The following is a 21,560-nucleotide window of genomic DNA, read 5'->3' as shown; positions in this document are numbered from 1 at the left end:
CATGTCAGTGCTGAAAAGCTGGACGGGGGGCGCGATCGTCCTCCTGGCCCTGGCCGGAGGCTTGCGTGCCGAAGTAACGGTAAGCCAGTCGAACGACCCCGGAGAGGTCGCCGAACAGGGTCTGATGTCGGTTCTATGGCAGGAGCGCTCCGCGATGAGCGCGATCGACAAGCGTCGGGTCACCGCGCTTACCATGGCACCCGCCCGGTCCAAGAACGTTGCGAGTCAAAAGAACCTGCCGCCGGTCCTCTCGGCCGATTGGCTGGCCAAACAGCCCGCCGCCACCGGTGACGCGCAATTCCAATGTCTGTCCAAGGCCCTCTACTTCGAGGCCCGCGGCGAGGGCGTGAAGGGCCAGCAGGCCGTGGCCGAGGTCATCCTCAACCGCGTCGACGATCCCCGTTTCCCGGGGTCGATCTGCGGCGTGGTTCATCAGTCGAACCGCCGTGGTTGCCAGTTCAGCTGGTATTGCGACGGCAAGGCCGACCGGGTCAACAATTCCGCCGCCTATGCCAAAGTGGCGAAAGTCGCGCGCGCGATGATCGACGGCGCGCCGCGCTCGCTCACGGTCGGTGCGACGTATTTCCATACCCGTACCATCCGCCCGAGCTGGTCGCGCCGCTTCGACAAGACCGCCTCGATCGGCCATCACGTCTTCTACGCCGATCCGATCCGCACCGCCGAAAACTGAGCGGGTGGCCGTCGCGAGCGGGCGATGAAATGACGCTTGAGGGTGGGCTTCGGTCCGCCCTTTTTCTATGCTCGACATGACCCAAGAATTCCCGAGGCGCGCATGAGTTCCGACATTTCGCTGGCTTTCTCGCATCCCGAAGCGCGGGCCGAGGCCTCCGCGCCCGCCGATCCGCGCGACCGGATCAGCTTGCGCGACCATATCGTCGAGGCCGATATCGGTGCCTTCCAGCAGGAACGCGGCCACACGCAGCGGCTGCAATTCAACGTGGTCGTCGAGGTCCGTCCCGTCACCGAGCCGCTCGAAGACGACGTGGACCGCATTCTCAGCTATGACCGTATCACCGAGGCGATCGCGGCCGAACTGGCCGAAGAGCGCGTGAACCTGCTCGAAACCCTCGCCGCCAAGGTGGCCGAGCGCATCCTCGCCAGCCCTCAGGCGATGCGCGTCTTCGTCCGCATCGAGAAACTCGATCGCGGCCCCGGCGCGCTCGGCGTGGAAATCGTGCGCTCGCGCGCCTCGGTGCCAGTGAAAAACGTCGATGCGAGCGGCGCGGAGCAAACTCTCCACCCGGTCGTGGCCTATCTCTCGAACGCGGCGATCGACGCGCCCGATCTCGCGGCCCGGCTCGATACGCTGCAAGGCGCGGGGCACCCGGTGATCCTCGCCGTGGGTCTGCCTGACGGCCCGGTCCCCGAAAGCGGCCAGAACCCCACCCAGCGCCGCATCGACCTGCTCGCCATCGAGCAGAATGCCTGGCGGCTCGCCGCGCGCGACAATCGCTGCGTCGTCGTCGCCACCCGGACCGAGATCGACTGGGCGATGCGCCACGGCGAGATGGTGGTCTGGGCACCCTCCAAGATCGTGCTCGACGCCACCGACGGGCCCAAAAGCCCCGCGCGCAACGCGGTGGCGCTGGCGCTTTGGCTGGCCGAGCAGATGGCCGCGACCCGGCTGGAACTTCACGGGGATGTTTCAGCCCCGGCAGGAAGCCGCGTGCCGATCGAGACGCACCCGCTCTGAGCGTCTTGAAAAGACCCGCGCAATCGGGTGAATGGGGCGCATGGAGAAGATCTATTACCGCCCGCTTCTGCGGACCGATGCCGCCCGTCCCGAAACCGCGCTGACCCTCGCAGGAGGCTGGTGCTGGTTCGACGAGGTCGAGCTGATGCGCCGCGACGCCGAGCCCGAGATCGTGCCCGCGTCGCACCTGCCCGAAGAGATGATCGAACGGCTGTGCGCCCCCCGCACCCCTCTGGCCGGTCTCACGATGGACGCCCCGCGCATCATGGGCATTCTCAACGTCACGCCCGACAGTTTCTCCGATGGCGGCCGCTTCGACGTGGAGGATGCCGCGATCGAGCGCGCCTTCGCTCTGCGCCAGATGGGCGCCGATATCCTCGACATCGGGGGCGAGTCGACGCGCCCCGGCGCGACCGAAGTCGATGAGGACGAGGAAATCGCCCGCACCGCCCCCGTGATCGCGGCGCTGCGCGATGCCGATTTCGACGCGCCGATCTCCATCGATACCCGCAAGTCGCTGGTTGCCGATCAGGCGCTTGAGGCGGGGGCCGCGATGCTCAACGATGTCTCCGCGATGGAGTTCGACCCGGCGATGGTCGAGGTCGCGCAGGTCTCCGGCGCGCCGATCTGCCTGATGCATGCGCAGGGCCTGCCCGAGACGATGCAGGACGACCCGCGCTACACCGATGTGCTGCTCGACGTTTATGACTACCTCGAGGACCGTATCGCGCTGGCCGAGGATTACGGCATCGCCCGTGAGGCGATCATCGCCGATCCCGGCATCGGCTTTGGCAAGACCGTTCAGCACAACCTCGCCCTGATCCGCGGCCTGAGCCTCTTTCACGGGCTCGGCTGCCCGCTCCTGCTGGGTGTGTCGCGCAAGCGCTTCATCGGCACGGTCGGCGGCGCGGAAGACACCGACTCCCGCATGCCCGGCACGCTTGCCGTGACGCTCGCGGGCCTCGATCAGGGCGTTCAGATTCACCGTGTCCACGACGTGGCCGAGATCGCCCAAGGCATCCGGCTCTGGGACGCGATCACGAGAGGATTTGAAGAATGAGCAGAAAGCTTTTCGGCACCGATGGCGTGCGTGGCGAGGCCAATTCCGGCAAGATGACCGCCGAGATGGCGCTGCGTCTGGGCGCCGCCGCGGGCCGCTATTTCCGTCAGGACGACTCGCGCGGCCACCGTGTGGTGATCGGCAAGGATACGCGGCTCTCGGGCTACATGTTCGAAAACGCGCTGACCGCGGGCCTGACCTCGACGGGGATGAACGTGCTGCTGCTCGGCCCCGTCCCGACGCCCGCGGTGGGTTACCTGACCCGCTCGATGCGCGCCGATCTGGGCATCATGATCTCGGCCAGCCACAACCCGGCCAAGGATAACGGCATCAAGTTCTTCGGCCCTGACGGGTTCAAGCTGTCGGACGAGGCCGAAGCCGAGATCGAGGCGATGCTGGACGCCGAGATCCGCCTCGCGCGGCCCGAGAATATCGGCCGCGCCAAGCGGATCGACGACGGTCTGGGCCGCTATGTCGAATATGCCAAGACCACCTTCCCGAAACTGCACAAGCCCGAGCTGAAAGTCGTGGTCGATTGCGCAAATGGCGCGGCCTACCGCGCGGCCCCCGACGTTCTGTGGGAGCTTGGCTTCGACGTGATCCCGGTCGGCGTCTCTCCCGACGGGCGCAATATCAACCTCAATTGCGGCTCGACCCATACCCAGACCTGCGCCGAGGCTGTCGTCGCCCATGGCGCGGATCTGGGTATCTCGCTCGATGGCGATGCGGACCGGGTGATGATCATCGACGAGACCGGCCATGTCGCCGATGGCGATCAGATCATGGCGCTCTTCGCGAAACGCTGGGCCGGTTCGGGCCAGCTCGCTGGTGGCGCGCTGGTCGCGACCGTGATGTCCAATCTCGGGCTCGAACGCTTCCTTCAGGGCGAAGGCCTGCGCCTCGAGCGCACGGCGGTCGGCGACCGTTACGTGGTCGAACGGATGCGCGAAGGCGGCTTCAACCTCGGCGGCGAACAGTCGGGCCACATCGTGATGACCGATTACGCGACGACCGGCGACGGGCTGATGGCGGGGCTGCAATTCCTCGCCGCGATGGTCGAGACCGGAAGCCGCGCCTCCGAATTGGTCCGCCAGTTCGAGACTGTGCCGCAAATGTTGAAAAACGTAAGATATCAGGCGGGGCAAGAGCCCCTCAACGCCCCGAATGTTGAAAAACTGATCGCCGCGACCGAGGCAAAACTGGCAGGCCAAGGGCGCTTGCTGATCCGTAAGTCGGGTACCGAGCCGTTGATCCGCGTGATGGCGGAATGCGAGGATGAGGCGCTTCTCATCGAAGCCGTCGATGGGATCGTCGCGGCGGTCGAGGCGGAAACCGCGTAAGGGGGCGCTGCCCCCTCTTTCCTAACGGAAATTCACCCCCGGGATATTTCGACCAATTCGAAACGGAAAACCCTGTCTTTTCGAGTTGGTGAAAAAATCCCGGGGGAGGCCGCATCGCGGCCGGGGGCAGAGCCCCTTCTTGCGGGCCGTGACGCGGGGAGATCAGCCGCCGATGAGGCGCAACCCGAGCCAGATCAGGATCGCGGCTTCGAACACAGTCCAGAGCAATCCGAAGATCCGCCAGCCCTTCGGGCCGGGCGTGCGCGCGACGCTGCGAAACAGGCCGATCAGAACCGCTATCCGGTACAGCCCGGCGAGGATCGCGGTGCCCCCGAACAACGGGCCGAGATGACCGGGGGACGCCATGGCGGTAAAGAGCGCGATCAGCACCAGCGCCGGGACCACCACCATCGCGGGCCCGTAATTGCCGATCCAGAACGTATCGCCCGGGCTTAGCCGACCCGCGAAGAGGTCGCCGAACCAGCGTGGGGTGAAGAATTTCGCGCGCTCTGCCTGGATCGCGTCGAGCTCGCTTTGCGGCATGTCCTGCATGGGGCCTCCGATCTTTCGCGGGAGAGTGACAAGAAAAGGGGCGCCCCGCAAGGCGCCCCTCCTGATGCATCCGGTCGCAGATCAGTTGCGCGACTTGTCGACCATCTTGCCCTTGGAGATCCAGGGCATCATGGCGCGCAGCTTCTCGCCGACCTGTTCGATCTGGTGCTCGTCGTTGATACGACGGGTCGCCTTGAAGAAAGGCTGGCCGACGGCGTTTTCCTGCATGAAGTCACGCACGAACTTGCCGGTCTGGATGTCGGTCAGAACCGCTTTCATGCGCGCCTTGGTCTCTTCGTAAGGCAGGACGCGCGGGCCCGAGACATACTCGCCATATTCGGCGGTGTTCGAGATCGAGTAGTTCATGTTCGCGATGCCGCCTTCATAGATCAGGTCGACGATCAGCTTCACTTCGTGGAGGCACTCGAAATAGGCCATTTCCGGCTCGTAACCGGCTTCCACAAGGGTCTCGAAGCCCATGCGGATCAGTTCGACGAGGCCGCCACAGAGAACCGCTTGCTCGCCGAAGAGGTCGGTTTCGCATTCCTGGCGGAAGTTGGTCTCGATGATGCCCGAGCGGCCGCCACCGATGGCCGAGCAGTAGCTCAGTGCGATGTCCTGAGCCTTGCCGGTCGCGTCGTTTTCGACCGCGAAGAGGCAGGGCACGCCGCCGCCCTTGGTGTATTCGCCGCGCACGGTGTGACCCGGGCCTTTCGGCGCCATCATGATCACGTCGATGCCGGGCTTCGGCTCGATCAGGCCGAAATGCACGTTCAGGCCGTGGGCAAACGCGATCGCCGAGCCTTCTTTCAGGTTGTCATGGACGTATTTCTTGTAGGTCTCGGCCTGAAGTTCGTCGGGCATGGTGAACATGATCACGTCACACCAGGCCGCCGCTTCGGCGATGCCCATCACCTGAAGGCCTTCGCCTTCGGCTTTCGCTTTCGAGGGCGAGCCGTCGCGCAGCGCAACGGTGACGTTCTTCGCACCCGAGTCGCGCAGGTTCAGCGCGTGGGCGTGGCCCTGCGAGCCATAGCCCAGAATGGCGACTTTCTTGTCCTTGATCAGGTTCACATCGCAATCGCGATCATAATACACGCGCATGGCGTTCCTCCTTCTTGTCTGATGGTGAGAATAGGGAGATCTGCGCGTGAATGGTTTCAGAAGTTGATAAGTTTACGCCTATTGCGTAAAAATCATTCTCGATAAATTCATAAATCGGATAAATCATGCAACTTGACGACACCGACCGCCGGATCCTGCGCCAGATGATGGCCGAGCCGGGGCTGCCCACGGCCGAACTGGCCGAGCGCGCGGGCGTGACCTCGGCCACCTGCTGGCGGAGGATCGAGCGGTTGCGCGAAGGCGGCGTGATCCGGGGCGAGCAGGCTTTGATCGACTGGCACGCGCTTGGCTGGGAGGTCGAGGTCAGCCTGCGCTTCACCCTCGACAAGACCAACCCGCGCGCCTTTGACGAGTTCATCGCCGCCGCACGAGAGGTGCCGGAAGTACTTGAGATCCAAAGCTTCCTCGGGTCAACCGATATGCGTCTGCAGGTCATCGCCCGCGACATGGCGCATTACCAGGAGATCTATCGCAACCGCATTCTGACCCTGCCGCATATCTCCGAACTCGACGCGCTGATGCTGATCTCGACCATCAAATCCAGCGCGGAGCTGCCGGTATGAGCCTCGATCTTGACGATCTCGACCGCCGCATCCTGCGCGCGCTCAGCCGCGATTCGACGCAAAGCGCAGGTGCGCTCGGGCGCAAACTTGGTCTCTCGCAGCCCGCGACATGGCGCCGGATTCGGCGGTTGGAAGAGGCGGGCGTGATCGCAGGGCGGCGCGTGGTTGTCGAACCGGAGGCGCTCGGCTTCGGCGTGACCGTCTTTCTAGGCGTGAAGCTCGCCGCAAAAGGCCGCGTCAGCCTCGAGGATTTCGAGCGCGCGGTCACGGCGATCCCCGAGGTGCAGGTAGTACAGCACGTGCTTGGCCTTTTCGATTACCGCCTGCGCGTCACCGCCCGCGATCTCGCCGATTTCGAACGCGTTTTACGCCGCCGGATCATGACCTTGCCCGGCGTGGGGCAGGTCGAGGCGAATGTCCTGCTGAGTGAGGAACGCCGCCCCGGCCCGCTGGGCTGATTTATTTACTGTTGAAACTTTAGGCGTGATGCGCCCCAAATGGGCGCAACGCTTGCGGCGCGCTTCTCAGGTGATCCGTCGGGGTCGGAAGGCATGGACCACCCTGCCGGAGAAGTCTTGGATCGGGATGGAGGGATTGATGCTCGACGCCACTGTTCAGACCAAAGCTGTGCCAAAGATGCAGCGCTCGCGCGGGGCCGCGCGGGCGGGCTTCGATGGCGCGCGGCTGATCGGGTTGCATCAGAGCGGGTCCGCGAAGGCGATCCTCCCGCGTGTTCCGGGCGCAACCGAGGTCGTTTTCCTCAATACATCCGGCGGGTTGACCTCTGGCGACCGGCTTTCCTACGAAACCGATCTGACCAATGGTGCGCGGCTCGTAGCGACCACGCAGGCCGCCGAGCGCGCCTATCGCGCCGAAGATGCGCGCGCCGAGGTCACAGTCCACCACCGCGTCGGGTCGGGCAGCCATCTGGATTGGCTGCCGCAGGAAACCATCCTGTTCGACCACTCGAAACTCGTGCGCGAGACGACGATCGAGCTGGCCGCCGACGCCTCTTGCCTGATGCTCGAAGCGGTGGTTCTGGGCCGTATCGCGATGGGCGAGCGGGTGCGTGAATTGCAGTTTTTCGACAGTCGCCGCATCGAAAGGGCGGGAAACCCGGTGTTTTTCGAGCCGTTCGCGCTCGATTCCAACATTCTCGCCAAAGGCGCGCGCGGGGCGATCCTTGGCGAGGCCCGCGCTTTCGCGACGATGGTGCTCTGCGCTCAGGGTGCCGAGGACGCGACCGAGGCTGCCCGGACGGTGCTGGATGAGCCCGGCGTCGAGGGCGCCGCCTCGGGTTTCGACGGGAAATGCGTGATCCGATTGCTGGCGCGGGAGGGCTGGCCGATGCGCCGCCAGATCCTGCGCCTGATGGAAACCTTGCGGCGCGGGCAATCGGCCCCGCGCGTCTGGCAGATCTGAGGAACCAAGATGAACCTGACACCGAGGGAAAAGGACAAGCTGCTCATCAGTCTCGCCGCGATGGTCGCGCGGGGGCGGCTGGAGCGCGGCGTGAAGCTCAACCATCCCGAAGCCATCGCGATCATCTCGGATTTCGTGGTCGAGGGCGCCCGCGAGGGCCGCTCGGTCGCCGATCTGATGGAGGCGGGCGCGGGCGTGATCTCGGCCGATCAATGCATGGAGGGCATCCCCGAGATGATCCATTCGATCCAGGTCGAGGCGACGTTCCCGGATGGGACCAAGCTCGTCACCGTCCACCACCCGATCCGCTGAGATAAGCGCAGCTTATGCAGGCGCTCCGAAAATAAGTTTTGCTAATGAAAGGCAGCCCGATGAAGAAACTCGCAGCTCTCGCCCTTCTCGCGCCGACTGCGGCGCTCGCTCATCCCGGTCACAGCGCGGGCACGACCTGGTTTTTCCATGACGGTCCGCTGATCGGTTTGCTGGCGTTGGCCGCCCTTGCCTATATCGGCCCGGAACTCGCCCGGGCGCTGCGCCGTAACAAGGATTGAGCCGATGATCCCCGGGGAAATCCTGCCCGCCGCGGGCGATATCACCCTCAACGAGGGCTGCGAGGCGATCACGCTGATGGTCGCCAATACCGGCGACCGTCCGGTGCAGGTCGGCTCGCATTACCATTTCGCGGAGACCAACCCGGGGCTGGAGTTCGACCGCGAGGCCGCGCGCGGCTACCGGCTCGATATCGCGGCAGGGACGGCGGTGCGCTTCGAGCCGGGGCAAAGCCGTGAAGTGCGGCTCGTGCCCTATCGCGGATCGCGCGAAGTCTATGGATTCAATCAGAAAGTTATGGGGGCGCTTTGATGCCGGCCACGATCTCGCGCAGCACCTATGCCGATATGTTCGGCCCCACGACCGGCGATCGGGTGCGGCTTGCCGATACCGATCTGATCATTGAGGTCGAGCGCGACCTGACCACCTACGGGGAGGAGGTCAAGTTCGGCGGCGGCAAGGTGATCCGCGACGGGATGGGCCAGAGCCAGATTTCCCGCGCCGGCGGCGCGGTTGATACGGTCATCACCAACGCGCTGATCGTGGACCACTCGGGCATCTACAAGGCGGATGTCGGCCTCAAGGGCGGGCAGATCGTCGCGATCGGCAAGGCGGGCAATCCCGATACCCAGCCGAATGTCGACATCATCATCGGGCCGGGCACTGAAGCCATTGCGGGCGAAGGAAAAATTCTGACCGCGGGCGGGTTCGACGCGCATATCCATTTCATCTGCCCGCAGCAGATCGAGGACGCGCTGGCCTCGGGGATCACCACGATGCTGGGCGGCGGCACGGGCCCTGCGCATGGCACGCTGGCCACGACCTGCACGCCGGGGCCGTGGCATATCGCGCGGATGTTGCAGGCGTTTGACGCGCTGCCGGTGAACCTCGCGCTCTCGGGGAAGGGCAATGCCTCGAAGCCCGAGGCGCTGGTCGAGATGGTCGAGGGTGGTGCCTGCGCGCTGAAGCTGCACGAGGATTGGGGCACGACGCCGGGCGCGATTGATTGCTGCCTGAGCGTGGCCGATGACATGGACGTGCAGGTGATGATCCACACCGACACGCTCAACGAATCCGGCTTCGTCGAGAATACGCTGGCCGCGATCAAGGGTCGCACCATCCACGCGTTCCATACCGAAGGCGCGGGCGGCGGTCATGCGCCGGACATCCTGAAAGTGGTGAGCGCGCCGAACGTGATCCCGTCTTCGACCAACCCGACACGGCCCTACACCGCGAACACGGTCGAAGAGCATCTGGATATGCTGATGGTATGCCATCACCTCGACAACAAGGTGCCCGAGGATGTGGCCTTCGCCGAGAGCCGGATCCGCAAGGAGACGATCGCGGCCGAGGATATCCTGCATGACATGGGCGCGATGTCGATCATCAGCTCGGACAGTCAGGCGATGGGCAGGGTGGGCGAGGTCATCATCCGCTGCTGGCAGACTGCCGACAAGATGCGCAAGCAGCGCGGGCGTCTCCCGGAAGAGCAGGGCGACAACGACAACGTTCGCGTCAAACGCTTCATCGCGAAATACACGATCAACCCGGCGATCACCCATGGAATGAGCCAGCATATCGGCTCGGTCGAGGTCGGGAAACGCGCCGATCTCGTGCTGTGGAGCCCGGCCTTCTTCGGGGCGAAACCCGAGATGGTGCTGATCGGCGGCATGATCGTCTCGTCCCAGATGGGCGATCCGAACGGCTCGATCCCGGCGCAGCCTTTCTACACGCGCAACATGTTCGGGGCCTTGGGCGGCGCGCGTCATGCCTCGTCGGTGACCTTCATCAGCCAAGCGGCACAGGCGAACGGACTGGCGGGGAGCCTTGGCTTGCAGAAAACGACACTCGCGGTCGAGGGTACGCGCGGCATCGGCAAGGCGCAGATGATCCACAACGCGGCGACGCCGAAGATCGACGTGCATCCCGAGACCTACGAAGTGCGTGCAGATGGTGAGCTGCTAGTGTGCGAGCCGGCCGAGGTTCTGCCTTTGGCGCAGCGCTACTTCCTGTTCTGAGGGGTCAATGTGCGGCGAGCATCGACATCTCCCCTTGCGGGGCCGCGCTGATCTGCTCGGACGCCACGAGCGGCGGCAAGTGACGGCCCGCTCGGGCATGCGGCATTGTGCGCAGCAACCGCGTCACCTTTTCGCGCTGGAAAGCCGGGTCGAGGCGGATATCCTCGGGCAGGAGGCGCGGTTCGAAGATCTGTCGGCTGTGGGTCACGATCTCGACCTTCGTCCAGCGGCCGAGCCGCGGCATGTCGGGCTGCGTCAGGTAAGCCTCGCGCAGCTGCGCCTCGCGGCGCTTGAGCCGCGCGATCTCGGCGCGGATATGGGCCAGTTCATCGGCGGGGGAGCGGTGGTCGAACATGCGAAATCTCCTCTGGTCCGCGTCTGACGATGCGGCCCCAAGTTTGAGAAAACGTTAAAGGAAGCAAGACAATGAGCGATTATCCGAAAGCCGGGAAAGTGGTGCCGAAGGGCGCGTGGCAGGCGGCGGCGGATTTCGTGGCGCTCGATTACGAAGGGCGGTTCCTGCGGCGCAAGCGGCTGGTGGCGGGCTCGGGCACGGGGTTTCTGGTCGACCTGCCGGAGGTGACGAATCTCTCGGGCGGCGAGGCCTTCGTGCTGGAGGATGGCCGCTTCATCGAGGTGCGCCCGGCGCTGGAGCCCGTGCTGGAGGTGAAGGGCGATCTGCCCAAGCTCGCCTGGCATATCGGCAACCGCCATACGCCCTGCCAGATCGAGGCCGAGCGGCTGGTGATCCGGGCCGATCATGTTCTCGAGGGGATGCTCAAGGGGCTTGGCGCGGAGGTACGTCCCGGTGTCGAGACCTTCCAGCCCGAGGGTGGCGCCTACGGGATGGGCCGGACGATGGGACATGACCACGGCCATTCGCATCACCATGGCCATTCCCATTCGCACGATCATGACCACGGGCATGACCACCATCATCATCACGACCATGCCTGATCCGACCGCGCCTCTTTCGCTCATGCAATGGCTGTCCCCGGCGTTCCCGACCGGGGCCTTTGCCTATTCGCATGGGCTTGAGCAGGCGGTGGCGGTGGGCGAGGTGCGCGATGCGGAGAGTTTCGCGGCCTGGCTGGGCGACGTGCTCGAGCTCGGGGCGGGCTGGGGCGATGCGGTGTTGCTGGGCTGCGGGCTGCGCGGTGAGGATCTGGCGAAGCTCGACGCGCTCGGGCGCGCGATGGCCGGGTCGGCCGAGCGGCTGCGCGAGACGGTTGAGCAGGGCGCGGCCTTCACGCTGGCGCAGGCGGGGCTGCGCGGTCAGGAGCTGCCTGCGCGGATATTGCCGGTCGCCGTGGCCGAGGCGGGGCGGGATCTTGAAATGCCCGCAGCGCAGATAATTGCACTTTTTCAACATTCATTCGCGTCCAACCTGGTCTCTGCGGCGGTCCGGCTTGTCCCTTTGGGACAAATCGCGGGGCAGAGGGTGTTGGCGGGATTGCATGACAAGATCGCTGAGATCTCGGCCCGCGCGGCAAGCGCGGAGCTGACAGACCTGTCGCTCAGCGCATTTCGCGCCGAGATCGGGGCGATGAAACACGAGACGCTCGATGTGCGTCTTTTCAAGACGTGAGGTGAGGATATGGGCAACGGGCCTTTGCGGGTTGGGATCGGCGGGCCGGTGGGCGTGGGAAAGACCACGCTGACCGAGCAACTGGCGCGGGCGCTCGCGGCGCGCGTGTCGATGGCGGTGGTGACGAACGACATTTACACCCGCGAGGATGCCGAGGCGCTGATGCGCGCGCAGGTTCTGCCGGGAGATCGAATTCGTGGCGTCGAGACGGGCGGCTGCCCGCACACGGCGATCCGCGAGGATGCGTCGATCAACCTCGCCGCCATCGCCGATCTGAGCGCCAAGATCCCGGATCTGGAGCTGGTGCTGATCGAGAGCGGGGGCGACAATCTGGCCGCAACCTTTTCGCCGGAACTGGCCGATCTGACGATCTATGTGATCGACACGGCTGCCGGTCAGGACATCCCGCGCAAGCGCGGGCCGGGGGTGACGAAATCCGATCTGCTGGTGGTGAACAAGGTGGAGCTCGCGCCCTATGTGGGGGTTGATCGGGAGCTGCTCGAAGCCGATACGCGACGCGCCCGGGGTGAGCGGCCCTACGTGATGGCCAACTTGCGGCAGGGTGAGGGGGTCGACGAGATCGTGGCATTTCTCGTGCGCGAGGGCGGGCTCGTCCTGCATCCGATTCCCGCCTGATTACGACTGCCTGATTGTTTTTTGGGCATTCGGCCATTTCCTTTGCGCAAAACTCCGGCAAGCCCGCCTTTCGAGGCGGGTTTTGGCTGCGTGGACGCGGATTGTTTTGCCGCGACGCAGCGTCAAGGTTTGGATGTCGTGGGTAGCCGAAAACGGCGCGCCCGGGCCTTAGTGGGGAATGGTCCCGGCCCATCCAAAAGTGGAGGTTCAGCCGCCGAGAGAGCCCGAAAAACGGGCCCGTGTGCAGGCTGACGGAACGAGGGAAATGAAATGATCACACGGCGTAAACTGATGATGTCCGCGGCGCTTGCCGGTGCCATGTCGATGAGCGGGGGCATTGCCTTCGCCGAAGAGGACAAGATCAAGGTCGGCGTCCTGCACTCGCTGTCGGGCACGATGGCGATCTCGGAAACCACGCTCAAGGACACCGTCCTGATGCTGGTCGAGGAGCAGAACAAGAAGGGCGGCATCAACGGCAAGATGCTCGAGGCGGTCGTGGTCGACCCGGCTTCCGACTGGCCGCTGTTTGCCGAAAAGGCGCGCGAGCTGATCACCGTGGACAAGGTCGACGTGATCTTCGGCTGCTGGACCTCGGTGTCGCGCAAATCGGTGCTGCCGGTGCTCGAAGAGCTCAACGGTCTGCTGTTCTACCCGGTGCAATATGAGGGCGAGGAAAGCTCGCGCAACGTGTTCTACACCGGCGCCGCCCCGAACCAGCAGGCGATCCCGGCGGTGGATTACTTCCTCGAGGAGCTCGGCGTCGAGAAATTCGCCCTTCTGGGCACCGACTACGTCTACCCGCGCACCACCAACAACATCCTCGACGCCTATCTGAAATCGAAGGGCATCGCCGAGAGCGATATCTTCGTGAACTACACCCCGTTCGGTCAGTCGGACTGGTCGAAGATCGTGGCCGACGTGAAGGCGCTGGGGGCGGACGGCAAGAAGGTCGGCGTGATCTCGACGATCAATGGCGACGCGAATATCGGCTTCTACAAGGAGCTTGCGGCTTCCGGCATTACCGCTGACGACATCCCCGTCGTCGCCTTCTCGGTCGGCGAAGAGGAACTGTCGGGCCTTGGTGAAGCGGATCTGAAGAACCTCGTCGGCCAACTCGCCGCCTGGAACTATTTCGAGAGCGCCGACACCCCCGAGAACGCGGCCTTCATCGAGCAGTGGCACGCCTTCACCGGCGACGATACCCGCGTGACGAACGACCCGATGGAAGCCACCTATATCGGCTTCAACATGTGGGTGCAGGCGGTGACGCAGGTCGGCTCCACCGATATCGACAAGGTGATCGAGGCGATGCCGGGGCAGGAATTCCCGAACCTCACCGGCTCGACCGCGAAGATGCTGCCGAACCACCACCTGACGAAGCCGGTGCTGATCGGCGAGATCATGGAAGACGGCCAGTTCGACATCATCTCGCAGACCGATCCGGTGCCGGGCGATGCCTGGACCGATTTCCTGCCGGAATCGGCGGTGCTGAAATCGGATTGGCCGGGCCTCGATTGTGGCATGTACAACACCGAGACGAAGACCTGCGTGCAGAAGAAGTCGAATTACTGATCGACCTTCGGGCGGGAGGGCACAGGCTCTCCCGCCTTTTTCCATCCATGGGGGCAGGATGCGCAAGTTTCTGATCGCGCTTGGGCTTTTGCTTGCGTTTGCCTTGCCGGGGCAGGCGCAGGAGACCGGCATCACCGCGCCGCAGGCCGAGGCCGCGCAGGCTCAGATTACGGGGCTGGCGGCGGTACTCGCCGAGTATTCCAAGGAAATCGCCAAGCCGTCGCGGCGCACCATCGGCCCGGTCATTGCGGCGATCGCCGCCTCGGGTAAGGGGGCGTCGCGATTCCTCCAAGCCTATGCCGACAAGCGCGTGGGCCAACGCGAAAGCGATGGGGCGTTTTTCATCATCGAGAAAAAGGGCGGTGATTACGCTCTGTCCGATCCAGCGACGGGCGCACCCGCAGGCACCGCGCCGAAATCGGATATCAAGGAGATCAAACCCAATTCCGGTGTGCGCGCCGAGATCGGCGCGGCGCTGGTACGCTTTCTGCTGAGCGATCCCGACCCGAAGAAGCGCCGCGACGCCCTGACCGCGATCGAGCGGGACGGCGAGGCTTCGCATCTCGAACCCCTGCGCGCCTCGATCCCTGACGAACCCGATCCCGCGATCAAGGCAGAGATGGAGCGTCTGGAGCGTCTGCTGACCATCCGCTTTGGCAAGGATGCCCCCGAGCGCGTGGCCGCGATCGAGAGCTTCGGCTCCGATCTGGGCCTCGATTTCCGCGCCACGCTGAACCCTCTGGTGGCCACGACCCGCACAGCCTTCGCCGGCGCGCCGGAGGGCAATGTCGCGAAGGCGCTCAAGCCCGGTCGCGATATCTCCAAGGATGAAGCCTATGCGATGCTCGTCGCCGCCAAGATCGCGCCCGCGCGGATCTCGGCCTCCGAGATGCAGCAGGCCCTGGCGGCGCATGTGGAGGGCGGTCAGGTGGGCGGGCTGCCGCTGGCCGCAATGGCCGATCCTGCCAAGCGCGAAGAGGCCTACGCGACGCTCGCCGCCGCGGGCATCGTCCCGCAGCGCCTGACCGATGCCGAGGCCGACAAGCTCGTCACCGATCACCAATATGCCGATATCTATGCCGAGCCCGACCCGGAGGTCACGACCGCCGCCTATGCCGCACTGACCCGCGTCGGGCGCACGGTGGCGGCGATGCAGACGGTCGATCTCGGCCTCGATGCGCTCTCGCTCGCCTCGATCTATTTCCTCGCGGCCATCGGTCTGGCCATCACCTTCGGGGTGATGGGGGTGATCAACATGGCGCATGGCGAGTTCATCACGATGGGCGCCTATACCGGCTATGTCGTGCAGCTCTTCGTGCCCGATTACACGGCATCCATCCTGATCGCGCTGCCCTTGGCCTTCGCGATCACCTTCGGGGCGGGCGTCGCGATGGAGCGGCTGGTGATCCGCTGGCTCTACAAACGCCCGCTCGAGACTTTGCTGGCGACCTTCGGGATCTCCATCGCGCTGCAACAGCTCTTCAAGAACATCTTCGGCACGCAGGCGCGCCCGCTGACCTCGCCGCCCTGGCTCGACGGGGCCTGGACGCTCAACGATGTGGTGTCGATCAGCTATATCCGCATCGCGATCTTTGTCCTCGCGCTGATCTTCCTCGCCCTCTACCTCTGGGTGATGCGCCGCACCCGTCTTGGCCTCGAAGTCCGCGCGGTGACGCAGAACCCCTCGATGGCGGCCTCGATGGGGATCAACCCGGACCGAATCAACATGCTCGCCTTCGGCTTCGGCTCGGGTATCGCGGGCATCGCGGGCGTCGCCATCGGCCTCTTCGCGAAAGTCACCTCCGAGATGGGGCAGGACTATATCGTCCAATCTTTCATGACGGTCGTGGTAGGCGGCGTCGGCTCGATCTTCGGCACGCTCGCGGGGGCTGGCCTCATCGGCGTGCTGCAAAAGGGGATCGAATGGCTGAATCCGTCGAATACGCTGGCAGCCCAGACCTACATGATCCTCTTCATCATCATCTTCATCCAGTTCCGCCCGCGCGGCATCATCGCGCTCAAGGGCCGGGCCGCGGGGGATTGAGCATGAGACAGAGCCTTATACCTTCCTCTTGGTCCAAATATCCCGCGGGGGTGCGGGGGTGCGTAACCCCCGCTGCAACCTCGGAGGCCCGCGCATGAGATCCGGTTTTCTCGCCAAGAACCCCTCCGTCCTGTGGTTCCTGCTGATCCTCGCGGTCTTCACGCTGGGTGTCACTTTTCTCTCTCACGCCTACGGACCCGGGATGATCTCGACTTCGATGGTCAAAACGCTGGGCAAGACGCTGTGCCTGTGCCTGATCGCCATCGCGATGGATCTGGTCTGGGGCTATACGGGCATCCTGAGCCTCGGCCATTTCGCCTTCTTCGGACTGGGCGGCTACATGATCGGCATGTGGCTGATGTATGAGCGCACCCGCGACATCGTTCTCAGCTCTGCGGGCGAGTTCCCGATGACGCCGCAAGAAATCAATGACGCCATCGGCACGCAGATCTTCGGCGTGGTCGGCGGATCGGATCTGCCCGCGATCTGGCATTTCGCGGGCAACCTGCCGATGCAGCTTCTCTTCGTGGTGCTGGTGCCGGGACTGCTGGCGCTGATCTTCGGCTGGCTCGCGTTCCGCTCGCGGGTCACGGGCGTTTACCTGTCGATCCTGACGCAGGCCATGACGCTGGCGCTGTCGCTCTACCTCTTCCAGAACGAGAGCGGGCTGCGCGGCAACAATGGCCTATCGGGGCTGCAGAACATCCCCGGCGTGAGCGCAAATCAGGATCACCTCTCGGTCTGGTTCCTCTGGGCCTCGGCCGTGGCACTCGGGCTGGGCTATATCGCCGCCGCCTTCATCGTCTCGGGCAAGTTCGGCTCGGTCATTCGCGGCATCCGCGATGATGAGGCGCGGGTGCGCTTTCTGGGCTACTCGGTCGAGGGCTACAAGCTTTTCGTCTTCACTCTCACTGCCATCATCGCGGCCATCGCGGGCGCGCTTTATTATCCGCAGGCCGGGATCATCAACCCCGGCGAGATGGCGCCCATCGCCTCGATCTATCTCGCGGTCTGGGTCGCGATCGGCGGGCGCGGACGGCTTTACGGCGCGGTCATGGGCGCGGCTTTCGTCTCGATCGTCTCGAGCTGGTTCACCGGGGGGCGGGTGCCCGATATCCCGCTGGGTTTCTACACGATCCAATGGGTCGACTGGTGGCAGGTGCTCCTGGGGCTGGCCTTCGTGCTGGTGACGCTGCTCGCGCCGAAGGGGCTGTCGGGGATCGTCGATCTCCTCGAGGGGATCCGCAGCCCGAAGCGCCATGGTGCGCCGCTCGGGCCGGACAAGGGCGCCTTCCGCGAAGGGGAGGCGCAGGAATGAGCGATCGCGTCATTGGTGCTCAGCCGGGCAATGCGCAGCTCGAGGTTTCGGGGATCTCGGTCACCTTCGACGGCTTCCGCGCGATCAACAACCTGAGCTTTGCGATCGGTCCGGCGGAACTGCGCGCGGTGATCGGTCCGAACGGTGCTGGCAAGACGACTTTCATGGATATCGTTACCGGCAAGACCCGCCCCGACGAGGGCCGCGTTCTCTGGGGCGAGACGCACCAGAACCTGCTGAAGATGAACGAGGCGCAGATCGCCCGGGCGGGGATCGGGCGCAAGTTCCAGAAACCCACCGTTTTCGAGGATCAATCCGTCACCGAGAACCTGATGATGGCGCTCAAGGCCAATCGCAGCCCATTCTCGGTTCTGGTCTGGAAGGCCGGGGCGAAGGATCGTGCGCGGGTCGAGGAGATCGCCGCGCAGGTGGGGCTGGGCGATCACTTGCCGCGCAAGGCGGGCGAACTGAGCCACGGGCAGAAGCAATGGTTGGAAATAGGGATGCTGCTCGCGCAGGAGCCGCGCCTTCTGCTGGTGGATGAACCGGCGGCGGGCATGACGCTGGCCGAGCGCGAACAGACCACGGCCCTTCTGGTGGAACTGGCGAAGACCCGCGCGGTCGTGGTGGTCGAGCATGACATGGAATTCGTGCGCCGTCTGAACTGCAAGGTGACGGTGTTGCATGAAGGGTCGGTGCTGGCCGAAGGCACGCTCGACCATGTGACGGCGGACCAAAGAGTGATCGAGGTGTATCTTGGGCGCTGAGATGCTGAAAGTTTCGGGGCTGACGCTGCATTACGGCGGCTCGCAGATCCTGCACGGGATCGACATGGTGGCCCGCGCGGGCGAGGTGACCTGCATCATGGGCACGAACGGGGTGGGCAAGACTTCGCTTCTCAAGGCGATCTCGGGCACACATATCCGGTCGGGCGGCGAAGTGGTGCTCGATGGCGAGGCGATGGGGCGGGTGCCGCCGCAGGCGATGGCGAAGGCAGGGCTGGGCTACGTCCCGCAGGGCCGGATGATCTTTCCTCTGCTGACGGTGCGCGAGAATATGGAGACGGCTTTCGCCTGCCTGCCGAAATCCGAGCATTTCATTCCCGACGAGATTTACGAGCTCTTCCCGATACTCAAGGACTTCCTGCATCGCCGGGGCGGGGATCTCTCGGGCGGGCAACAGCAGCAGCTCGCGATCGCGCGGGCGATGCTGATGAAGCCCAAGCTCTTGCTTCTCGACGAACCGACCGAGGGCATCCAACCGAACATCATCCAGCAGATCGGGCGGGTGATCTCTTACCTGCGCGAGAAGGGGGATATGGCGATCGTGCTGGTCGAGCAGTATTTCGACTTCGCCCACGATCTCGGGGACCGCTTCTATGTCCTCAAGCGTGGCGAGGTCGCGATGGAGGGCACGAAAGAGACCCTCACGCGCGAGGCGCTACGCGAGGTGGTGAGCGTCTGATCCGCACAAGCCGGTGCGGGGCGAGCGCCCGTCATTCTTTTGGCTCACTTGCCCGACTCGGCCCCCTGGTCGCACACTTCCTCCGGGTCCGGTCCCGAATGTGGCGGCGTGTAGAGGAACGGCCGGATCGCGGGGGGTGGTCCCCTGAGGGGCGCGCCCGTTCATAGGGGAAGGGGAGAAACCCATGAGACATGTCTTTGTATTGGCCGCGCTTGGCGCGCTGGCCAGTTCTTCGGGCGTTGTGGCGCAGGAGATCTCCGTCGCGCGTGGCGAGCTGATCTCGATCACCTCGGGATGCCATGACTGTCACACTGCGGGCTATAACGAATCCGGAGGCAAGATCGATCCGGAGGCGGCGCTGAGGGGCGTGCCGCTTGGCTGGCAGGGGCCATGGGGGACGACATACGCGGTCAACCTGCGAGACGAGATCAAGGAGATGGATGAGGAGGCCTTCGTCAAATATGCGAAGACCTTCACCGCCAAGCCGCCGATGCCGTTCTACAACATGCACGCGATGCCCGAGAGCGACCTGCGTTCACTCTATCGCTACATCAAGTCGCTCGGCGCGCCGGGCGATCCGATGCCCGAGGCGTTGCCGCCCGGAGAGACGCCCAGAACGCCCTATATCGTGATGGCGCCGCCGATCATGCCGCAGTGAGGAAGGGACGAGGGAGGCCCGTGGCGGTTCGATCGAGAGCGATCCGTTAGGGGGCGGTTTTTGCATGGGCGCGGACGCCTTGCGCCGGAGGACCGCAGTCGGATCGCCATCGCGGCTTGGTTTCTTGCCGTGGCATTTGCGGCCGCTTTTCTTCCGGCTGGCGGCTAGGGGCGTAGTTCGGGGGATAGGTGGCGCGGTCCCGTCGCTCGACGACAAACCTCTGCGTCAGCCGCCTGCGCCCAGCCGCTCGGCCTTCTTGCGCACGAGCACCGTGCGCAAGTCGTGCATCGTCAGCAAAAGCGTGTCGGTGATCTCTTCGAGCTGAGCATCGGTCGCCTTCGACTGCGCCCATTGCGTGACAAGGTTGAGATGGTCGACCGCGCGCAGGATGTCGTCGACATCTCGCTGGGCGAGCACCTCGCGGCGATGGGCGATCCAGGCCTCGATCTCGGCGCGGTCCGTGGCGGACAATTCCCGATCGCCTTGCGGTTTGATCTCGCCATTGCGGATGTTGACGTTGGCGATGGGGTCCATCTCGATCCGGCGCTGCCGGTTCTCGGTGTCGACGCGGAACACCGTCGCGCCGTTTTCCTTCACCCGGAAATAGTACTCCGGCAGATCACCCATTCACCAACCTCCCGGGCCGTTCGCCCTCACGACAGCCCTTCGCAGAACGCCTTGATGCGCGCGCAGGCCTCGTTGAGCGCTGCGTCGGATGTAGCGTAGCTGATGCGGAAATTGGGCGAAAGGCCGAAGGCCGCGCCGAAAACCACGGCCACGTCGTTCTCTTCGAGAAGGGCTGTGGCGAAATCCTCATCCGTCTCGATCTTGCGCCCGCCAGCCGAGGTCTTGCCGATGCACCCGGCGATCGAGGGATAGACGTAGAACGCGCCTTCGGGGGTGGGGCAGGTGATGCCCGGGCAGGCATTGAGGCCCGCGACCACCAGATCGCGGCGGCGCTTGAAGGCCTCACGCGAGGTGGTGACGTAATCCTGCGGGCCGTTCAGCGCCTCAACCGCCGCCCATTGCGAGATCGTGCAGGGGTTCGAGGTGGACTGGCTTTGCACCTTGCGCATCGCCGCGATCAGCTCTTTCGGGCCCGCCGCATAGCCGATCCGCCAGCCGGTCATCGCGTAAGCCTTCGACACGCCGTTCACGGTCAGCGTGCGGTCATAAAGGCCCGGCTCGACCTGCGCGGGGGTGGTGAATTCGAACCCGTCGAAGACGAGATGTTCATACATGTCGTCGGTCATCACCCAGACATGGGGGTGGCGCATCAGAACATCGGTCAGCGCGGTCAGCTCATCGCGCGAATAGGCGGCTCCCGAGGGGTTCGAGGGCGAGTTGAAGAGGAACCACTTGGTCTTGGGCGTGATCGCGGCTTCCAGCGCCTCGGGGCTGATCTTGTAGCCCGTCGCGGGATCGCCCTCGACGAAAACGGGCGTGCCGCCGCCGATCAGCACCATGTCGGGATAGCTCACCCAATAGGGCGTCGGGATGAGCACCTCGTCGCCGGGGTTGAGCGTCGCCATCAGCGCGTTGAAGAGCACCTGCTTGCCACCCGAGGAGACCGAAACCTGCGCGGGCTCGTAGGACAGACCGTTCTCGCGGGCGAACTTGTCGCAGATCGCCTGCTTCAGCTCCGCGATGCCGTCGACGGCGGTGTATTTCGTCTTGCCCGCGTCGATGGCGGCCTTTGCGGCGGCCTTGATATTGTCGGGCGTGTCGAAATCGGGCTCGCCCGCGGAGAGGCCGATCACGTCGCGACCCTGCGCTTTCAGTTCGCCAACCTTCCCGGTCATCGCCACGGTGGGCGAGGGTTTGACGCGGGCGAGAGTGTCGGAAAGAAATGCCATCGGGTCGCCTCCGATTTGTAACTTGGTCCCCGACCTCTTAGGCTTGGGCCAACCGGCATTCAAGCGAAAGCGGAGGAAACC

The 21,560-nt window shown here is 64.6% G+C and carries 25 protein-coding genes; 20 read left to right on the top strand and 5 right to left on the bottom strand.

Annotation, left to right across the window (positions count from 1 at the left end; genetic code table 11):
• Position 1 precedes the first annotated feature (1 nt).
• From BMI90_RS12590 to glmM, 4 genes are all read left to right on the top strand, one after another.
• Positions 2-691 carry a cell wall hydrolase gene (locus BMI90_RS12590; RefSeq protein WP_093470066.1) on the top strand — a complete coding sequence of 230 codons (690 nt, stop codon included), beginning with the start codon at positions 2-4 and terminating at the stop codon, positions 689-691.
• 102 nt (positions 692-793) lie between these two features.
• Entirely contained in the window at positions 794-1,714 is a 921-nt protein-coding gene (locus tag BMI90_RS12585; RefSeq protein ID WP_078529840.1) for a dihydroneopterin aldolase, read from the top strand.
• Between the two features lie 40 nt (positions 1,715-1,754).
• Entirely contained in the window at positions 1,755-2,774 is a 1,020-nt protein-coding gene (gene folP / locus BMI90_RS12580; protein WP_078529969.1) for a dihydropteroate synthase, read from the top strand.
• Positions 2,771-4,114 carry a phosphoglucosamine mutase gene (glmM, locus tag BMI90_RS12575; RefSeq protein ID WP_078529839.1) on the top strand — a complete coding sequence of 448 codons (1,344 nt, stop codon included), beginning with the start codon at positions 2,771-2,773 and terminating at the stop codon, positions 4,112-4,114. The genes folP and glmM overlap by 4 nt, the downstream gene beginning before the upstream one ends.
• A gap of 162 nt (positions 4,115-4,276) precedes the next feature.
• Here the strand turns inward: glmM and BMI90_RS12570 are convergent, their stop codons facing one another.
• Positions 4,277-4,666, bottom strand: a complete 390-nt coding sequence (locus BMI90_RS12570) for a hypothetical protein (protein WP_078529838.1) — start codon at positions 4,664-4,666, stop codon at positions 4,277-4,279.
• Positions 4,667-4,747: 81 nt separating this feature from the next.
• Entirely contained in the window at positions 4,748-5,830 is a 1,083-nt protein-coding gene (gene ilvC, locus BMI90_RS12565) for a ketol-acid reductoisomerase (RefSeq protein ID WP_078529837.1), read from the bottom strand.
• A 65-nt stretch (positions 5,831-5,895) separates the two neighbouring features.
• Here ilvC and BMI90_RS12560 point away from each other — a divergent pair, with 65 nt between their 5' ends.
• The 7 genes from BMI90_RS12560 to ureC all read left to right on the top strand — a co-directional run bounded on the left by BMI90_RS12560 (position 5,896) and on the right by ureC (position 10,343).
• Complete coding sequence (locus BMI90_RS12560) at positions 5,896-6,354, top strand: Lrp/AsnC family transcriptional regulator (protein WP_078529836.1); 459 nt, start codon at positions 5,896-5,898, stop codon at positions 6,352-6,354.
• A complete protein-coding gene (locus BMI90_RS12555) occupies positions 6,351-6,812 on the top strand; it encodes an Lrp/AsnC family transcriptional regulator (protein ID WP_078529835.1) in 462 nt (153 codons plus the stop codon). Before BMI90_RS12560 ends, BMI90_RS12555 begins: the two co-directional genes overlap by 4 nt.
• Before the next feature lie 139 nt (positions 6,813-6,951).
• Positions 6,952-7,776, top strand: coding sequence for an urease accessory protein UreD (locus tag BMI90_RS12550; RefSeq protein ID WP_210401951.1), 825 nt, complete (start codon positions 6,952-6,954; stop codon positions 7,774-7,776).
• Between the two features lie 9 nt (positions 7,777-7,785).
• Complete coding sequence (locus tag BMI90_RS12545; RefSeq protein WP_078529833.1) at positions 7,786-8,088, top strand: urease subunit gamma; 303 nt, start codon at positions 7,786-7,788, stop codon at positions 8,086-8,088.
• A gap of 59 nt (positions 8,089-8,147) precedes the next feature.
• A complete protein-coding gene (locus BMI90_RS12540; protein ID WP_078529832.1) occupies positions 8,148-8,327 on the top strand; it encodes a hypothetical protein in 180 nt (59 codons plus the stop codon).
• Between the two features lie 4 nt (positions 8,328-8,331).
• Positions 8,332-8,637, top strand: coding sequence for an urease subunit beta (locus BMI90_RS12535; protein ID WP_038079281.1), 306 nt, complete (start codon positions 8,332-8,334; stop codon positions 8,635-8,637).
• Positions 8,637-10,343 carry an urease subunit alpha gene (ureC, locus tag BMI90_RS12530; RefSeq protein WP_078529831.1) on the top strand — a complete coding sequence of 569 codons (1,707 nt, stop codon included), beginning with the start codon at positions 8,637-8,639 and terminating at the stop codon, positions 10,341-10,343. The genes BMI90_RS12535 and ureC overlap by 1 nt, the downstream gene beginning before the upstream one ends.
• Before the next feature lie 4 nt (positions 10,344-10,347).
• On the opposite strand, the gene BMI90_RS12525 is transcribed toward ureC, so the two are convergent.
• Positions 10,348-10,698, bottom strand: coding sequence for a hypothetical protein (locus BMI90_RS12525; RefSeq protein ID WP_078529830.1), 351 nt, complete (start codon positions 10,696-10,698; stop codon positions 10,348-10,350).
• Between the two features lie 71 nt (positions 10,699-10,769).
• Between BMI90_RS12525 and BMI90_RS12520 the strand changes: the two genes are divergently transcribed.
• From BMI90_RS12520 to BMI90_RS12480, 9 genes are all read left to right on the top strand, one after another.
• Positions 10,770-11,300: an urease accessory protein UreE gene (locus BMI90_RS12520; protein ID WP_078529829.1), complete on the top strand. Its 531-nt coding sequence runs from the start codon at positions 10,770-10,772 to the stop codon at positions 11,298-11,300.
• A complete protein-coding gene (locus BMI90_RS12515; RefSeq protein ID WP_078529968.1) occupies positions 11,293-11,931 on the top strand; it encodes an urease accessory UreF family protein in 639 nt (212 codons plus the stop codon). The genes BMI90_RS12520 and BMI90_RS12515 overlap by 8 nt, the downstream gene beginning before the upstream one ends.
• 9 nt (positions 11,932-11,940) lie before the next feature.
• A complete protein-coding gene (ureG, locus tag BMI90_RS12510; protein WP_078529828.1) occupies positions 11,941-12,567 on the top strand; it encodes an urease accessory protein UreG in 627 nt (208 codons plus the stop codon).
• Between the two features lie 270 nt (positions 12,568-12,837).
• The gene (gene urtA, locus BMI90_RS12505) at positions 12,838-14,139 is read left to right on the top strand and encodes an urea ABC transporter substrate-binding protein (protein WP_078529827.1); all 1,302 of its coding nucleotides are present in this window, start codon (positions 12,838-12,840) and stop codon (positions 14,137-14,139) included.
• Positions 14,140-14,197: 58 nt separating this feature from the next.
• Positions 14,198-16,183 carry an urea ABC transporter permease subunit UrtB gene (urtB, locus tag BMI90_RS12500; protein WP_078529826.1) on the top strand — a complete coding sequence of 662 codons (1,986 nt, stop codon included), beginning with the start codon at positions 14,198-14,200 and terminating at the stop codon, positions 16,181-16,183.
• A gap of 94 nt (positions 16,184-16,277) precedes the next feature.
• Positions 16,278-17,501: an urea ABC transporter permease subunit UrtC gene (gene urtC, locus BMI90_RS12495; protein ID WP_078529825.1), complete on the top strand. Its 1,224-nt coding sequence runs from the start codon at positions 16,278-16,280 to the stop codon at positions 17,499-17,501.
• Positions 17,498-18,268 carry an urea ABC transporter ATP-binding protein UrtD gene (urtD, locus tag BMI90_RS12490; RefSeq protein WP_078529824.1) on the top strand — a complete coding sequence of 257 codons (771 nt, stop codon included), beginning with the start codon at positions 17,498-17,500 and terminating at the stop codon, positions 18,266-18,268. Before urtC ends, urtD begins: the two co-directional genes overlap by 4 nt.
• Before the next feature lies 1 nt (position 18,269).
• On the top strand, positions 18,270-18,965 hold the full coding sequence (gene urtE, locus BMI90_RS12485) for an urea ABC transporter ATP-binding subunit UrtE (protein WP_078529823.1): 696 nt from the start codon (positions 18,270-18,272) through the stop codon (positions 18,963-18,965).
• A 184-nt stretch (positions 18,966-19,149) separates the two neighbouring features.
• Positions 19,150-19,623 (top strand): c-type cytochrome, encoded by a 474-nt coding sequence (locus BMI90_RS12480; RefSeq protein ID WP_078529822.1) that lies wholly within the window; start codon positions 19,150-19,152, stop codon positions 19,621-19,623.
• Positions 19,624-19,848: 225 nt separating this feature from the next.
• Here BMI90_RS12480 and BMI90_RS12475 read toward each other — a convergent pair whose 3' ends face one another.
• Positions 19,849-20,250, bottom strand: coding sequence for a hypothetical protein (locus BMI90_RS12475; RefSeq protein WP_078529821.1), 402 nt, complete (start codon positions 20,248-20,250; stop codon positions 19,849-19,851).
• Between the two features lie 26 nt (positions 20,251-20,276).
• Entirely contained in the window at positions 20,277-21,479 is a 1,203-nt protein-coding gene (locus BMI90_RS12470) for a pyridoxal phosphate-dependent aminotransferase (RefSeq protein WP_078529820.1), read from the bottom strand.
• Positions 21,480-21,560: the final 81 nt, after the last annotated feature.

The organism is Thioclava sp. L04-15 (assembly GCF_002020275.1).
Taxonomy (GTDB): Bacteria; Pseudomonadota; Alphaproteobacteria; order Rhodobacterales; family Rhodobacteraceae; genus Thioclava; species Thioclava marina.
The sequence above is the reverse complement of the archived record's forward strand: the minus strand, read 5'-3'. Positions and strand labels throughout refer to the sequence as shown.

What these genes read in the sequence shown, in the direction of transcription:
- BMI90_RS12540 (WP_078529832.1), top strand. Translation starts at nt 8,148, where the DNA reads ATGAAGAAACTCGCAGCTCTCGCCCTTCTCGCGCCGACTGCGGCGCTC.
- BMI90_RS12570 (WP_078529838.1), bottom strand. Translation starts at nt 4,666, where the DNA reads ATGCAGGACATGCCGCAAAGCGAGCTCGACGCGATCCAGGCAGAGCGC.
- BMI90_RS12525 (WP_078529830.1), bottom strand. Translation starts at nt 10,698, where the DNA reads ATGTTCGACCACCGCTCCCCCGCCGATGAACTGGCCCATATCCGCGCC.
- BMI90_RS12545 (WP_078529833.1), top strand. Translation starts at nt 7,786, where the DNA reads ATGAACCTGACACCGAGGGAAAAGGACAAGCTGCTCATCAGTCTCGCC.
- BMI90_RS12480 (WP_078529822.1), top strand. Translation starts at nt 19,150, where the DNA reads ATGAGACATGTCTTTGTATTGGCCGCGCTTGGCGCGCTGGCCAGTTCT.
- folP (WP_078529969.1), top strand. Translation starts at nt 1,755, where the DNA reads ATGGAGAAGATCTATTACCGCCCGCTTCTGCGGACCGATGCCGCCCGT.
- BMI90_RS12585 (WP_078529840.1), top strand. Translation starts at nt 794, where the DNA reads ATGAGTTCCGACATTTCGCTGGCTTTCTCGCATCCCGAAGCGCGGGCC.
- BMI90_RS12475 (WP_078529821.1), bottom strand. Translation starts at nt 20,250, where the DNA reads ATGGGTGATCTGCCGGAGTACTATTTCCGGGTGAAGGAAAACGGCGCG.
- BMI90_RS12470 (WP_078529820.1), bottom strand. Translation starts at nt 21,479, where the DNA reads ATGGCATTTCTTTCCGACACTCTCGCCCGCGTCAAACCCTCGCCCACC.
- urtD (WP_078529824.1), top strand. Translation starts at nt 17,498, where the DNA reads ATGAGCGATCGCGTCATTGGTGCTCAGCCGGGCAATGCGCAGCTCGAG.
- BMI90_RS12535 (WP_038079281.1), top strand. Translation starts at nt 8,332, where the DNA reads ATGATCCCCGGGGAAATCCTGCCCGCCGCGGGCGATATCACCCTCAAC.
- BMI90_RS12520 (WP_078529829.1), top strand. Translation starts at nt 10,770, where the DNA reads ATGAGCGATTATCCGAAAGCCGGGAAAGTGGTGCCGAAGGGCGCGTGG.
- BMI90_RS12590 (WP_093470066.1), top strand. Translation starts at nt 2, where the DNA reads ATGTCAGTGCTGAAAAGCTGGACGGGGGGCGCGATCGTCCTCCTGGCC.
- BMI90_RS12515 (WP_078529968.1), top strand. Translation starts at nt 11,293, where the DNA reads ATGCCTGATCCGACCGCGCCTCTTTCGCTCATGCAATGGCTGTCCCCG.
- BMI90_RS12550 (WP_210401951.1), top strand. Translation starts at nt 6,952, where the DNA reads ATGCTCGACGCCACTGTTCAGACCAAAGCTGTGCCAAAGATGCAGCGC.
- BMI90_RS12560 (WP_078529836.1), top strand. Translation starts at nt 5,896, where the DNA reads ATGCAACTTGACGACACCGACCGCCGGATCCTGCGCCAGATGATGGCC.
- ureG (WP_078529828.1), top strand. Translation starts at nt 11,941, where the DNA reads ATGGGCAACGGGCCTTTGCGGGTTGGGATCGGCGGGCCGGTGGGCGTG.
- urtE (WP_078529823.1), top strand. Translation starts at nt 18,270, where the DNA reads ATGCTGAAAGTTTCGGGGCTGACGCTGCATTACGGCGGCTCGCAGATC.
- BMI90_RS12555 (WP_078529835.1), top strand. Translation starts at nt 6,351, where the DNA reads ATGAGCCTCGATCTTGACGATCTCGACCGCCGCATCCTGCGCGCGCTC.
- urtB (WP_078529826.1), top strand. Translation starts at nt 14,198, where the DNA reads ATGCGCAAGTTTCTGATCGCGCTTGGGCTTTTGCTTGCGTTTGCCTTG.
- ureC (WP_078529831.1), top strand. Translation starts at nt 8,637, where the DNA reads ATGCCGGCCACGATCTCGCGCAGCACCTATGCCGATATGTTCGGCCCC.
- glmM (WP_078529839.1), top strand. Translation starts at nt 2,771, where the DNA reads ATGAGCAGAAAGCTTTTCGGCACCGATGGCGTGCGTGGCGAGGCCAAT.
- urtC (WP_078529825.1), top strand. Translation starts at nt 16,278, where the DNA reads ATGAGATCCGGTTTTCTCGCCAAGAACCCCTCCGTCCTGTGGTTCCTG.
- urtA (WP_078529827.1), top strand. Translation starts at nt 12,838, where the DNA reads ATGATCACACGGCGTAAACTGATGATGTCCGCGGCGCTTGCCGGTGCC.